At 31.4% G+C, this 14,226-nt stretch carries 12 protein-coding genes and 2 pseudogenes; 5 read left to right on the top strand and 9 right to left on the bottom strand.

Going from position 1 to position 14,226, the window contains the following annotated elements:
* Positions 1-341: pseudogene (locus tag AAC053_RS11595) on the bottom strand (hypothetical protein); the annotation flags it as partial.
* Positions 301-522, bottom strand: coding sequence for a hypothetical protein (locus tag AAC053_RS11590; protein WP_339756672.1), 222 nt, complete (start codon positions 520-522; stop codon positions 301-303). The pseudogene AAC053_RS11595 and the gene AAC053_RS11590, both read right to left, overlap by 41 nt.
* Before the next feature lie 956 nt (positions 523-1,478).
* On the opposite strand from AAC053_RS11590, the gene rpiB reads away from it, so the two are divergent.
* Genes rpiB through AAC053_RS11575 form a run of 3 tightly spaced genes read left to right on the top strand, consistent with a single transcriptional unit; the run spans position 1,479 to position 3,262 of the window.
* On the top strand, positions 1,479-1,913 hold the full coding sequence (gene rpiB, locus AAC053_RS11585) for a ribose 5-phosphate isomerase B (protein WP_339756669.1): 435 nt from the start codon (positions 1,479-1,481) through the stop codon (positions 1,911-1,913).
* Complete coding sequence (locus tag AAC053_RS11580) at positions 1,914-2,819, top strand: cation diffusion facilitator family transporter (protein ID WP_339756666.1); 906 nt, start codon at positions 1,914-1,916, stop codon at positions 2,817-2,819.
* A complete protein-coding gene (locus AAC053_RS11575) occupies positions 2,819-3,262 on the top strand; it encodes a GNAT family N-acetyltransferase (protein ID WP_339756663.1) in 444 nt (147 codons plus the stop codon). Before AAC053_RS11580 ends, AAC053_RS11575 begins: the two co-directional genes overlap by 1 nt.
* On the opposite strand, the gene AAC053_RS11570 is transcribed toward AAC053_RS11575, so the two are convergent.
* The 3 genes from AAC053_RS11570 to rnpA all read right to left on the bottom strand — a co-directional run bounded on the left by AAC053_RS11570 (position 3,259) and on the right by rnpA (position 6,319).
* Complete coding sequence (locus AAC053_RS11570) at positions 3,259-4,098, bottom strand: OmpA family protein (protein ID WP_339756660.1); 840 nt, start codon at positions 4,096-4,098, stop codon at positions 3,259-3,261. The two genes, AAC053_RS11575 and AAC053_RS11570, sit on opposite strands and share 4 nt — an antisense overlap.
* 110 nt (positions 4,099-4,208) lie before the next feature.
* A complete protein-coding gene (locus AAC053_RS11565) occupies positions 4,209-5,843 on the bottom strand; it encodes a S41 family peptidase (RefSeq protein WP_339756658.1) in 1,635 nt (544 codons plus the stop codon).
* Positions 5,844-5,944: 101 nt separating this feature from the next.
* On the bottom strand, positions 5,945-6,319 hold the full coding sequence (rnpA, locus tag AAC053_RS11560; RefSeq protein ID WP_339756655.1) for a ribonuclease P protein component: 375 nt from the start codon (positions 6,317-6,319) through the stop codon (positions 5,945-5,947).
* 142 nt (positions 6,320-6,461) lie between these two features.
* Between rnpA and AAC053_RS11555 the strand changes: the two genes are divergently transcribed.
* Together AAC053_RS11555 and AAC053_RS11550 are read left to right on the top strand one after the other, a co-directional pair.
* Positions 6,462-8,306, top strand: a complete 1,845-nt coding sequence (locus tag AAC053_RS11555) for a CBS domain-containing protein (RefSeq protein ID WP_339756652.1) — start codon at positions 6,462-6,464, stop codon at positions 8,304-8,306.
* A 5-nt stretch (positions 8,307-8,311) separates the two neighbouring features.
* On the top strand, positions 8,312-9,493 hold the full coding sequence (locus AAC053_RS11550; protein WP_339756650.1) for a succinylglutamate desuccinylase/aspartoacylase family protein: 1,182 nt from the start codon (positions 8,312-8,314) through the stop codon (positions 9,491-9,493).
* A gap of 54 nt (positions 9,494-9,547) precedes the next feature.
* Here AAC053_RS11550 and AAC053_RS11545 read toward each other — a convergent pair whose 3' ends face one another.
* From AAC053_RS11545 to AAC053_RS11530, 4 genes and pseudogenes are all read right to left on the bottom strand, one after another.
* On the bottom strand, positions 9,548-11,380 hold the full coding sequence (locus tag AAC053_RS11545) for a M1 family metallopeptidase (RefSeq protein WP_339756647.1): 1,833 nt from the start codon (positions 11,378-11,380) through the stop codon (positions 9,548-9,550).
* Positions 11,381-11,386: 6 nt separating this feature from the next.
* Complete coding sequence (locus AAC053_RS11540; RefSeq protein ID WP_339756644.1) at positions 11,387-12,994, bottom strand: S8 family peptidase; 1,608 nt, start codon at positions 12,992-12,994, stop codon at positions 11,387-11,389.
* Between the two features lie 11 nt (positions 12,995-13,005).
* Positions 13,006-13,866, bottom strand: coding sequence for an MBL fold metallo-hydrolase (locus AAC053_RS11535; protein WP_339756641.1), 861 nt, complete (start codon positions 13,864-13,866; stop codon positions 13,006-13,008).
* A 51-nt stretch (positions 13,867-13,917) separates the two neighbouring features.
* A pseudogene (locus AAC053_RS11530) lies at positions 13,918-14,226 on the bottom strand (SulP family inorganic anion transporter); the annotation flags it as partial.

Here is a 14,226-nt window from a genome sequence, read left to right as displayed (position 1 = left end):
ATAGTATTTAATTGGCTTGCTGTAATACTAATTCCATTCGTGTTTCCAGTAATATCTTCTATAACTTCTAATAATCCAAGTTCTGATGCAATACTATATACTCGAACATGACCTGAATCTATTACATTTCCATCATTACGAATAGCACCAATAGCTAATATTATACCATCTGAAGATAAACTTAGTCCTAAACCAGATCGATCACCAGATGCAGTACCACCTAATTCACCATCAATATCTTGACCTAATAATGTCCAAACATCAGATGTATTTTTATAAACCCTTACGTGACCACTTCCATTATTGGCTTGAACTATTACCCCTATTATTAGAGGCTCCAATAGCTACAATAGTACCATCTGTAGATAATCTTACAGTATTAGTAGATGAAAACCAATTTTGAGCATCAAGTTGAGATTCACCAATAATCTCATTTCCAATTTGAGTCCAATTATCACTTATATTTTTATATATTTTAACACTTCCAGCGTTATTTGGGCCATTTTCATTAAAAGGAGTCATAATAGCTACTATAGAACTATCAGAAGGTATATCTAAACTCCATCCTGATATACTATTAGGTAAATTTCCATTAATATTATCACCTATTTGAGTCCAAATACCGGATATGTTTTTATAAACCTTTACATGCCCAGTGTAATTATTATTTGCATTAGATCCAATAGCAATAATATTTCCATCATCACTTAAACTAATAGACCTACCTGACTGATCATCTAAATCTTCTCCATCAATATCTTGACCTATTTAAAACTGACTAAAACCTAAAAAAGGAATTAAAATAAATAAGAGTAATAGTTTTTTTATAATATAAATTTTAAAGATTTATCTTACAATAATAAAATATAAAACAAATACTTATAAATTATCAATGTTAAATAGATATAAAAAATTCTACTTATCAACACATATATACATATCATCAGTTTTCTTTTAAAATTTAAAAAATAAAATGATGGTTATTATTGTGTGTTAATAGTTACTATAACTTTATAGTATTTTGTTTTGATAAGTGACTTATCAGAATTACTTAATACGTAGTTAACAATAATTTTATATCTAAACCCCTCATTTTAAAGGATATTTTAATTACTATGAACAACTGTTAATAAGTGATGTTAATAGAAAATACTTATATGTTTTTACTAAAAAACTGTTCACTTCTATACTAATGTGAGCTAATAACTCACCAGAAAATAATAGCTAACTAATTAGGTTATCTCATCTGTATTTTGGTTTGTAAAATTTATTAGATAAACCTAATTAAAGTTTTAAATACTTAAGAGAAGATATGAACAAGTAATGAATATAAAACCTATAGGATGTTAACAATGCCTATTTACTAAGAATAACACCTCTTAATTAAACTTAAATATTATAAATAACTAAGTGTATAATCCCTCGGATTATTTATAAGCAATTATTAACTTTAAGGTTTTAAACAACACTTTAAAATTATGACTATTTCTATAGGTAATGACCACGCTGGAACCGAGTATAAGCAAGCTATTTTAGCACATTTAGAAGCTAAAGGTTATACTGTTAATAACTACGGAACAAACACAAACGACAGTGTAGATTATCCAGATTACGTACATCCTGTTGCAAACGACGTTGCTGATAAAAAAGTAGATTTTGGTATTCTAATCTGCGGAAGCGCTAATGGTGTTGCTATGACAGCAAACAAACACCAAAAAGTAAGAGCTGGTGTCTGTTGGACAAGTGAAATCACAGAATTAACACGTTTACATAATAATGCTAATATTATTTGTATTCCGGCACGTTTTACTTCGATTCCTCAAGCTATTAAAATGGTAGATATATTTTTAGAAACCAAATTTGAAGGAGGTCGTCATCAAAATAGAGTAAATAAGATTCCATTATCGTGTTAAATGGATCACTCACATTCTCATAACCATAAAGATTTAAAAGGGCAAAAGCTTTTAATTTCAATAGTGTTAAATATTGTTATTACCGTAGCTCAGGTTATTGGTGGATTAGTTTCTGGTAGTCTATCACTACTTAGCGACGCTTTACATAATTTTAGTGATGTTATTTCTTTAATGGTAAGTTATGTAGCTTCTAAATTATCTAAACAAAAAGCATCAATTAACAGAACATTTGGCTATAAACGTGCCGAAATCCTTGCTGCTTTTATTAATGCTAGCACTTTAATTATTGTCGCTGTGTTATTAATTATTGAAGCTATAAAACGTTTTAGTAATCCACAAGAAGTAGAGTTTGGTTTAGTAATTTGGTTATCTTTTGTGGCAATTATAGGCAATGGTTTAAGTGTTTTATTATTAAGAAAAGATTCTAAAAATAATATAAATATGCGTTCTGCTTATCTGCATTTACTTACAGATATGTTGGCTAGTGTAGCGGTGTTAATTGGTGGTTTGTTAATGAAATACTATCAATTTTTTTGGGTAGATAGTCTATTAACTTTATTAATAGCATTGTATTTAATTTTGGTAGGCTACGATTTATTAAAAACTTCTACAAAAATGCTTATGTTATTTACACCAGATAATATTAATATTAGAGCTGTGGTTGGAGCTGTTAATAAATTACCTAAAGTTAGTAAACTACATCATGTTCATATCTGGAATTTAAGTGATGATGAGTTGCATTTAGAAGCACACCTAGATTTAAAAGAAAATATTTCTACAACAGAATTTAATGATTTGCTTTTAGATATTGAGAATGTATTGCATATAGAGTTTAATATTAACCATGTTACCATTCAACCAGAGTTTAATAAAGAAGATCCTAAAGAAGTAATTGTACAAGACTAATGTTAGATATAACAACAAAAACGTTTAAAGAATTAACCACTGACGAGTTATATGATTTACTTCAGCTAAGGAGTGAAGTTTTTGTAGTAGAGCAAGATTGTGTGTATCAAGATATTGATAGAAAAGATAAAAAAGCATTACACATTTTAGGTTACAATGCCGAAAAATTAGTTGCTTACACACGTATTTTTAAAGCAGGATATTATTTTGAAGAAGCTAGTATTGGTAGAGTAGTGGTTGCAGAAAATGAACGCCAACATAAATATGGTTATGATATAATGAATGCGTCAATTGAAGCTATTAAAAATCATTATAATGAAACAACTATTAGAATTTCTGCCCAAATGTATTTGAAACAGTTTTACAATAATTTAGATTTTCACGAAGTAGGAGAGGAGTACCTGGAAGATGGTATTCCGCATGTAGCAATGATTAAAACTTAATCACTAGTTTTAACAATACGAGTTACTAATATTTCTACACGTCTATCTAACTCTGGTTCACCACCCAAAGGCACTTTACGACGCATACCAACGTATTTCATTCTATATTTTTTTACGTCTTTTTTAGCGAGATAATCATAGATATATTTAGCTCTTGCTACAGACAAGTTTCTTTTTTTAGTCTTTCTATCTACAGCATCTCTATTACCTTGAGTACAGCAAACATGACCCTCTATTGTAAAGTAAATATCCTTACGATCTGCTAATATTTTAGCAATACGATCTAATACAGGTTTAGAATCTTTTACCAAATAACTATAACCTGTTCTAAATAATAAATTCTCTAATAGAATTTTATCTCCTTCTTTAAGTTCACCTTTTAATACATCTTCTAGGTTTTCTTTTTCTGGTTTTATTACTTTTGGTTTTGGAGGATAAACTGGTTTTACAATAATCTCTACCTTTCGGTTTAATCCACGTATTTTACTCAGATTTTCTTCGTGTACAATATTCACTAAAATTTCACCTTTACCATCTACGTTGGTAATTACAGATTCATCAATTTCGTTATTAGAAAAAACAGACTTAATTGCATCTGCGCGCTGTTGAGAAAGTACTAAGTTATAGGTGTCACTTCCTCTATCATCACAGAATCCATATATAGAAATTTTATCGATATCCATATTCTCTATTTCAGACAAAAAAAGTAGTAATCTACTGTGTTCAGTTTCTGGAATATCGAATTTATCAGTTTCAAAATATACCTTATGTTTCAGCTCTTGCTGTGAAAAAGCAAGCTGAAAACTCAAGCATAAAAAAACAAGTAGGGACTTCATGTGTGAATTTATATAGTTTTTATGGTCACATATAAAATTTGATAATGTTTTTTTTAAATTTCTTACAATTCTAAATTTTATATAATGTTAAATATAAAGAATTTTATGTTTTATCTCAAAATACTTGCGTATTGTGATGGATTATTGAGAATACTTAGCGCTTTTTTTATTTCCGTGTTATTGGCTGTATAATACGTATATAAACCCTCACTATAGAAATAACGTTTAATGATTTCGTCAGTAATTAAAGATTTTAATTGGGTACTATTACCATCAATTGCTTTAGACTTGTACGATTGTAAAGCTGAAGTTAAATTATCATATTCAGAATTAATTACCTCATCGAGCCCTTCTTCTTTTGCTACTGTAATTGCTTCATTTAAAGCTTTTTCAGTTTTAGTTTCAAAATTAAAACCTGTTGTTTTTAAGTAACTTTTAAATTTTTTAAAGTCTGAATCTGAAAGTTTATAACTCTTCAAATCTTCAACTTTATGATTATAATAATAATTTGTCGCAAAGTTAAATACTAAATTCTCATTTAATATAGCCTTTGTGATTGGTGTTTTTTTAGAAAATTTAACCTCAATATCTGGTTGTACACCTCCACCATCAAATACATTACGCCCATTTTTTGTTTTAAACGCATTGTAATTCTCTTTTTTGGTTCGTGTTGCTTTTCCATTTTTATCTCTATTCCAATAATCTAATGCTTGAATACAGCGACCAGAAGGAGTGTAATATCTCGAAATAGTAATTTTCATTTGTGTGCCATAGGCTAAAGGTTTAGGTCTTTGAACCAGTCCTTTACCAAAACTACGTGTGCCAACCACAACAGCTCTATCCATATCTTGTAATGCACCAGAAACAATTTCACTTGCAGAAGCACTACTGCCATCAACCAATACTACTAAAGGAATTTCTGTATCTATAGGATTATGTTTGGTGTAATATGTTTTATTGTATTTCTTCACCTTAGATTTTGTAGTCACCACCAATTGATTTTGGGGCACAAAAATATTAGTGACGTTAACCGCTTCGTTTAGCAAACCACCTGGGTTTCCTCTTAAATCTAAAATTAACTGTGTAGCTCCTTGATTTTTTAGAGCCCTAATAGCACCAATGGTTTCGGACGAAGCTTTGTTATTAAATTTTCTTAGTACCACATAGCCTGTTTTTTCATCTACCATAGAGTAGTGTGGCACTGCTTTAATTTCTAAAGATTCTCTTATAATTTTAATAGTATGGGTTCGCCCTTGTCTTTTATAAGTAACATTGACTTCTGTACCAGCAGCTCCCTGTAATAAATTAGCAGCATCTTCCTTAAAATCTGCAACGGTTACATTATCGACCTTAATAATTTCATCACCGGCTTTTAAACCCGCCTTATCTGCTGCATAATCTTTGTATGGCTCTATAATAACTAATTTATCTTTTAAGGTTAAAACCTTAGCTCCAATACCAGTATAATCGCCTGCATTATTTATTCTAGCGGCTTCCACATCTTGCTCATTATAAAATTGTGTATAAGGATCTAAATCCTCTAACATACTTTTAATAGCAGTATCCATTAAATCACCAGGATTGGTATCATCAACATAATTCATGTTGAGTTCTTTAAACAAAGTGGTAAATATTTCGATCTGCTTGGCTATTTCAAAGAAGTTATTTTTAAAAGCTGTTGCGCTAAAAAAGATGACCATAGCCAATGCTGGTATAATTAGTTTTTTATGTAGTATTTTTTTCATGTGTCAATCTTTATTGGCTTTTTAAGCCACATGGAATCTTTGATATTTAAAATAATTATTGAATACATAAGGTAATAATAATTTTAACTAGATCGATTTCATTAGCCAGAAGTTTTGTTGTTAAATTTCTCAAATAATGATTTCATACTATAGTTTAATTTATCAAAAGTTGTTCCATCTTTACTAAGATACAAAATCATAAACGCATAAGGTGTTGAACTATTGTTAAAATACAACGGTTTGTTAAGCCTATAGGCTTCTCTAAGTAGGCGTTTTATACGATTTCTAGCCACAGCTGTTTTATGGAGACGCTTACTTACTGAAACACCAGTTTTTAGAATACTTCCGTCATCAAATTCAGTTTTAAGATAAATAAGGCGTAATGGATAAACCGTAACTGCTTTCCCTTCTGTAAAAAGCAGCTCAATATCTTTTTTACTTTTTAATTTATCTTTTTTACCGTATTTAAATACCATGTATTAATTCTTTGAAAGTGCAAAATTAGAATTGTATCTCACTTCACCTAATAAACGCAATTTTTTACCCATGATAAAAATCATATTTTAAGCTCTTTATTAAGAGTAACTTACATAGATTAATTAATAAAAGGCTTTAATTATGGGACATTTAGAGGTTAAACAACTTAAAAGCCCTAAAGATAAAGCATTATATATTCATCATCTTGTAAAAGATCTTGAAGCTTTAGATATAATGCTTAAAAAAGGTTTAATTGAAAAAAAACCTATAAGGATTGGTGCAGAACAAGAGTTTTGTGTCGTTACAAATGATTTCTTCCCAAACACAAATAGTGTTGAAATATTAGAGGCTATTAGTAACAAACATTTTACTACAGAAATAGGAAAATACAATCTCGAAATAAACTCTGATCCTTTAGAGTTAAAAGCAAAATGTTTTTCAGAATTACACCTTCAACTTAAGGAGCTTTTAGAAAAAGCGCAAAAAGCGGCAAAATTAAAAGATTCAAAAATTGTACTAACAGGCATTTTACCAACTTTAAGACTAAAGCATATTGGAGAAAATTATATGACAGACAAACCTAGGTATCATGTTCTAAATAATGCTTTAAAATCATCACGAAGAGAACATTTTTATATTAACATAAAAGGGGTTGATGAATTAAACCTTATACACGACAGTGTAATGTTAGAGGCTTGCAACACAAGTTTTCAAACTCACTTACAGATTCACCCAGATGAGTTTGTAGATAAATATAATTGGGCACAAGCCATTGCTGGACCAGTTTTAAGCAACTGTGCCAATTCACCAATTTTATTTGGAAGAGAACTTTGGGCAGAAACGAGAATAGCCTTGTTTACACAAAGTATTGATACACGTGCTAATTCATTTATTTTTAATGAAAAACAATCGCGTGTAAGTTTTGGAGCCAATTGGGAAAAAGGTACTGTAACAGATATTTTTAAAGATCATATTTCTAGATTTAGAGGTCTGCTAACTTCTAACAAGCACGATGATAGCTTGGAAAAGTTAGAAAAGGGTGAAATACCAAAACTTAAAGCTTTACAATTACACAATGGTACAGTTTATAAATGGAATCGCGTTTGTTATGGAGTAGGAGGGGGAAAACCACACTTAAGAATAGAATGTCGTTATATTCCGTCAGGACCAACACTTACTGACGAAATTGCTAATATGGCATTTTGGGTAGGTTTAATGCTTGGTCAGCCAAAGCGTTACGATAATATTCATGAGAAAATGGACTTTAAGGATGTGAAAAATAATTTCTTTAAAGCTGCAAGAAATGGCATGGAGACACAATTTAAATGGAATAACAACCTCATATCTGCCAAAGATTTAATTATTGAAGAGTTTTTACCAATTGCAAAAATGGGGTTACAAAAAGCTAATATAGATGAAGCAGATATTAATAAATACCTTTCTATAATTAAGCAACGTACAGAGTCTAAAAACGGATCAAAGTGGATGGTAGATAATTATAGAAACCTTCAAAAGAATAAAACCAATTTTGAAGCCTTACAAAATATTACAGCCTATATGTATAAGCACCAGTTTAAAGATAAAACCGTCGATGAGTGGGAGTTATTTAATCCTGATGAGAATTTAAAAATAGATGTTAGCCGTATTGTTAAACACAATATGAATACTAAAATGCTTTTGGTGGATCAAAAAGATAGTTTAGAATTGGTATGCAATATTATGAAATGGAAAAACATACACCATTTGCCAGTAATAAATAGCAAAAAGGAATTGACGGGTTTATTAACATGGACAGATTTAATTAAATTTGGTGATAAAGAATTACATTTATGTGTTAAGGATGTTATGACAAGAAATTTAATTACGATCTCACAAGAAGCGCCTTTGGAAGATGCTGAAAAACTTATGAAAACGCATAACATTAATTGCTTACCAGTAGTTAGAAACAAAGAATTATTAGGAATTTTAACGTCGAGTGATTTATAAAGAAGATGCAAACAAGTCTTAAAACACAAAAGAAACAGGTTGAAGTTCCAAAACGGATTTTTCATCATATAAAAGGTAAATATCCTGGTGCTACTATTGTGTTTTTTGCAGGTATCCACGGTAATGAATTTGCTGGTGTTGATGCCTTAAACAATGTTTTAAAAAAGCTAAACGAGGAAGACATTACTGGAGAAATTTATGGAGTTTATGGCAATATAAAAGCACTTCAAAAGAATAAACGTTTTTTAGAATCTGACCTGAATAGGTTATGGACGCAAAACCAGTTAAATGCGATACAACACAAGAAAAAACTGAACCAAGAAGAACAAGAACAAAAAGAGTTATTTTATTTTATTCATAAACTTTTAACATCCACAGATAAGCCTATTTATTTTATAGATTTGCATACCACTTCTAGTAAAACACTTCCGTTTATTACTATTAATGATGCTCTAATTAATCGAAAATTTTCAAGTTGTTTTCCTGTTCCTGTTGTTTTAGGTATTGAAGAATATTTAGAAGGGCCACTATTAAGTTATTTAAACACATTAGGCTATGTTTCTCTTGGTTTTGAATCTGGCCAACACACAGATCCAGGTGCTGTAAAAAACTGTGAAGCCTTTATATATTTAGCCCTTAAACATTCAGGACATTTAAAGTCTAATAATAATCATAATTATGAAGATGAATTAATAAAAGTATCTAAAGGCATGTCTTCAATTTTTGAAGTCGTTTATAAATATCACATTCAATCTAAAGAGGTGTTTTCTATGGAAGAAGGATTTGAGAGTTTTCAAAATATTAAAAGGGGAACTTTAATAGCCACCACAAACGGAAAGAATATATATTCAGATTATAGTGCAAAACTATTTATGCCCTTATATCAAAAATCTGGGAATGACGGTTTTTTTATTATAAGACCAATACCGAAATTTTTTCTTAAGCTTTCAGAAATACTCAGACAGATAAAGGCAGACAGTTTATTAACGTTACTTCCCGGAATTTCATGGCACAATAAGCGTTTGGGAGTTTTAAAAGCAAACCTGTCGGTTACAAAATTTATGGCTAAATCTATTTTTCATTTATTCGGTTACAGAAACAAACAAATAGATAAAACACATCTACTTTTATATAATAGAGAGCGTGTGTCTAAAAATAAAATGTATAAAAACGAAAAATGGTATTAAAAGCAAAAACCAGACCAATTTAATACGATTTTGTTATATAAATATTCAACCCATTCATTCCTTCGTGTAACTATTATTCTCACGATTAACATCTGCCATCATCTGAGAAGCATCTATTTCTATCGACTTTATAGCTTTTTTAGCCTCAAACGTATAGGTTGGCATTGCCCAAGCCCAATCATTGATAACTGTTGCTGAGGTTGGTTTTTCACCACGCATCATTTGTAAAGGAATATAAAATTCTTCTTTAGAACCATCAACATAAGTTACAGAAAGATCTATTGGCATTGGCATTAAACCTATGCGCTCAAGCGTTATCGATTTATCCTCAACAGTTTTTACACCATAATCAATTGTATTCGTTGTTTGAGCAAAGTCTATTAAATACCAATCTAATTCTAGATCTGTAATACGTTCTGCTGTACGGACAATATCTAGAGGCTTCGGATGCTTAAAAGAAAAATCATTAAAGTATTTTTTAATTGTTGTCTTTAAATTCTCTTCACCAATAATATAACCTAATTGCGCCATAAACACAGCACCCTTACTGTAAGCTGCAGCTCCGTATGCGCCATTTAAAGCATAGCGATCCGCATGTGTGGTTAACGGTTGCTCAAAACCAGAGTTCGCTAACCTTATATAACTTCTATAAGAGCCAGACAATGGGTTTGCTCTTTTTTCTTCGCGTAAAGAATTCATAGCAAATGCTGAAATATAACTCGTAAAACCTTCGTCCATCCATTCGTGCTTTGCTTCATTTGATGCTAATAAAAACTGAAACCAAGAATGCGCTAATTCATGCGATGCCGTACCTAGTAAACCACCATAGTTAGAACCACCAGTAATTAGGGTGCACATCGCATATTCCATACCTCCGTCGCCACCTTGAATAAATGAATATTGCTCGTATGGATATTGCCCAATATTTTCGCTAAAAAACTGCATTAATTGAATCGCTTGTGGTTGCAATTTTTTCCAGTTTTCTTGGATTTTTTCATCACCTGAATATAGAAAGTGTAATACTGGTCCATCTGGCACTTGTAAAGAATCGTGTATATAATCAGGATCTGCAGCCCAAGTAAAATCGTGAACATTAGGAGCTTTAAAATGCCATGTTAATTTATCCCCTTTTGCACGCTTTACGGTTCCTGTTTCATAACCATAACCAATCTCGTTTGGATTTTGAAGATAACCAGTTCCGCCAACAATATAAGTTTTATCAATAGATAGTTTTACATCAAAATCTCCCCAAACACCATGAAATTCTTTTCCAATATACGGGTCTGCATGCCAACCCTCAAAATCGTATTCTGCTAATTTTGGATACCATTGTGTCATAGAAAGTGCAACACCATCCGCGTTATTTCTGCCGCTACGTCTGATTTGTTTTGGCACCTGCCCATCAAAAACCATATAAAAAGTTACTTTTTCTCCTGGTTGAATAGGTTTGTCTAGTTTTACTTCTAATACTGTGCCAACAGTTTCATAAGTAATAGACTTTCCATTTTGCCTAAGTGAATTAACTTTAATATATCCTATTTCATTTGGCAGAAGTTTGCTAATGCGATCCATAACCCTACGATCGGGATCTTTGATGCTACGGGAGCGTACATCCATTTCACTTCCAGGTTGAAACGCATTAAAATACAAATGATAATACACACTATTTAATACGTCTGGAGAATTATTAGTATAGACTAATTTCTGTTGTCCTTTGTATTGAAAATTTTTAACATCCATGTCAATATCCATAGAATAATTAACGTGTTGTTGCCAGTATTCATTTGATGATACTGATGCTTGTTTAGAATTCTGTATTGGCTTTTCTGTGGCACAACAAGAAAAAATAAAAGCTATAACAGATAGATTTACTAGAAATTTCTTCATATTTAATTAAAGTTTAGACGCCATAATTAGAGCATTAAAGGCATTGGCAATTTTTCCTGATTTAGATAAATCTGAAAACGGTTTTACATTTGATGCATCACCACCAACCACCACTTTAGAGGTTAATGGCAAACCAGAATCTAAAATCACTTGTTTTACTTGAGCCGCAGTTAAATTAGGGTATTGCGAACGAATTAATGCTGCAATACCTGCAACTGCAGGAGCAGCCATTGATGTTCCTCCATTAAATTCATATTCGTTTTCTGGAACCGTAGAATATATTTCAGAACCTGGAGCAAAAATATCAACATTCTTTTTTCCATAATTTGAAAATCCGGAGACCATTTTCGATCCATATTTTGGGGCTAAAGAACCAACACGTATGTAAGTGTTTGATATTTCTATAAAATTGACATTATCGTCTGGGAAATTAGGTTCCTTGTCAACATTCTTACTGTCGTTACCAGCTGCATGTACAAATATTACATCATTGTCTGAAGCATATTTAATAGCATCTCTCACCCAATCTGCATGTGGCGAGAACGATTTTCCGAAACTTCCATTAATAACTTTTGCTCCGTTGTCTACAGCGTAACGAATAGCTAATGCCACATCTTTATCGTACTCATCTCCTCTTGGAGTAGATCTTATTACCATAATTTCAACATTATTAGCAACACCATTTGCACCTTTTCCGTTATTGCGTTCTGCTGCAATTATACCAGCGACATGCGTACCATGATCTTCTGTTTTTTTGCGAGGTTTTACATTTCCATCACCATAACCAGTATCTGATAAATCGTTTATATTGTCGCCTGTTTTACGACCAGAAAAGTTTTTGTTAAGGTTATAATTGAGGCGATTATTAATGTTTTCTAAAATGTCTTTAATTTGCTCAATTGCTTCTACTAAAGTCGCACCATCTGCACTAGAATTAATGTTTTGAGCAACTTGTTTAGCTTGCAACAACTCTTCATTTTCTGTTTTTATTGCATTAACTTCTTTTATGGTATAATTTCTTTTCTTTAGATAATTACCCAGTATATCGTCAGACTTTTTAATGACCTTAGCGATTTGTTCGTATTGCGTTTTACGACTTGTGTTTTTCTGGTAATCAGAGTCATATAGCGATTTCGCCTCATTATATCGAGGGTTTGAAGTATTTCCGCTTACTAAAAGACGCACAAATTCTAATTGCTCATGGTAGGTATCACCAATAAAATTCCAACCATGAATATCATCTATATACCCATTATTGTCATCGTCTTTTCCGTTGTTTGGTATTTCACCTTTATTAGTCCATATAACTCCATCTAAATCCTCATGATCGATGTCGATACCAGAATCAATTACGGCAACAATGACTTTTTCTCCTTTTTCGTTTTTAATTAGTTCCATGTAAGCTTTATCTACAGCCATACCTGGAATAGTATCTTTTATAAGATCTAGATGTCCCCAATTTCTCTTTTCTGCATCTGTTAAATCCGTCACTTTTAATGGGGAGGTGTCAATATTCTCTATAGGCGTAGATAGGATATTGGCAGTTGCTCCACAACCCAGAAAAAGTGTTGCAGAAAAACCTAAATAGGTTATTAATCTATAATTAAGATTCATTTTATTAATTTTTAGTTAAATATATCGTTGCAAGTATAGGACGCGTTTAAACGCACTCCTTTTTCCGTGTGTTTAACTGTAATAATTTCATTATGAGCGTCGTGTTCTAAAAAAAGATAGTAGTTATTATTTGCTGCCATATTTAGAAATTGCTCTTTTTCATCAAGTGTTAATAAAGGCCTGGTATCATATCCCATTACAAAAGGCAAAGGCAAGTGCCCAACAGTAGGTAGCAAATCTGCCATAAAACAGATGGTCTTTCCTTTGTAATTTAACATCGGAATCATTTGTTTATCCGTGTGTCCATTGGCATAAAAAATATCGAAACCCAATTCTGATTTTTTTAAAATATTACCTTCTGGTAAAGAGGTAAACTTAAGTTGACCACATTCTTCCATTGGTAAAATATTTTCCTTTAAAAAGGAAGCCACCTCTCTACGATTAGGTTGTGTTGCCCATTTCCAATGATCTTCGTTACTCCAAAACTGCGCTTTTTTAAATGCAGGTTCATAACCAGTTTTGTCTTTATTCCACTGTATACTTCCACCACAATGGTCAAAATGAAGATGCGTCATAAACACATCTGTAATGTCATCTCTATGAAACCCATAAGAAGCTAGTGATTTGTCAATATTATCATTTCCCCAAAGAAAATAGTAACCGTAAAACTTATCACTTTGTTTGTTACCCATACCAGTGTCTATTAAAATAAGACGATTTCCATCTTCAATTAACAAACAACGCGCCGCAATATCTATCATATTACTACTGTCAGCCGGATTGGTGCGTTGCCATAAAGATTTAGGAACAACACCAAACATAGCTCCACCATCGAGTTTAAAATTACCAGAATTTATTGGGTATAAATACATAAACGCAAATTAATAAATATGAAATATAACTCGAATGTTTTTAGCAGATTATTATGAAATTACCTGTTTTAAACGCTTTCCAAAATCGAACAAAGCTTTAATTTCTTTAGTACTTGCTAATCGCTCTTTGCTAAAAACCAATAAAGAGTTTCTATTAGATTCAATATGATAATATGAGTTACTCTCAAAAAAACGAATTATATCATCATTAAAAAATGTCTTAATAGCAACTTCATTTTCACCCAATAAATAAAAGCGCTTATTAAAGTCTGAATGCTCTTGAATAGGAATATCCTTAAATCCAGCAAAAGCATAAACTTTTTCAAGAAAACCCTCTCTATCTAAGGTAAATTTAGGAAT

Origin of the sequence: uncultured Winogradskyella sp. (genome assembly GCF_963975125.1) — a bacterium.
Lineage (GTDB): Bacteria > Bacteroidota > Bacteroidia > Flavobacteriales > Flavobacteriaceae > Winogradskyella.
Note: the sequence above shows the minus strand (reverse complement) of the source record. Positions and strands in the feature narration are given on the sequence as shown.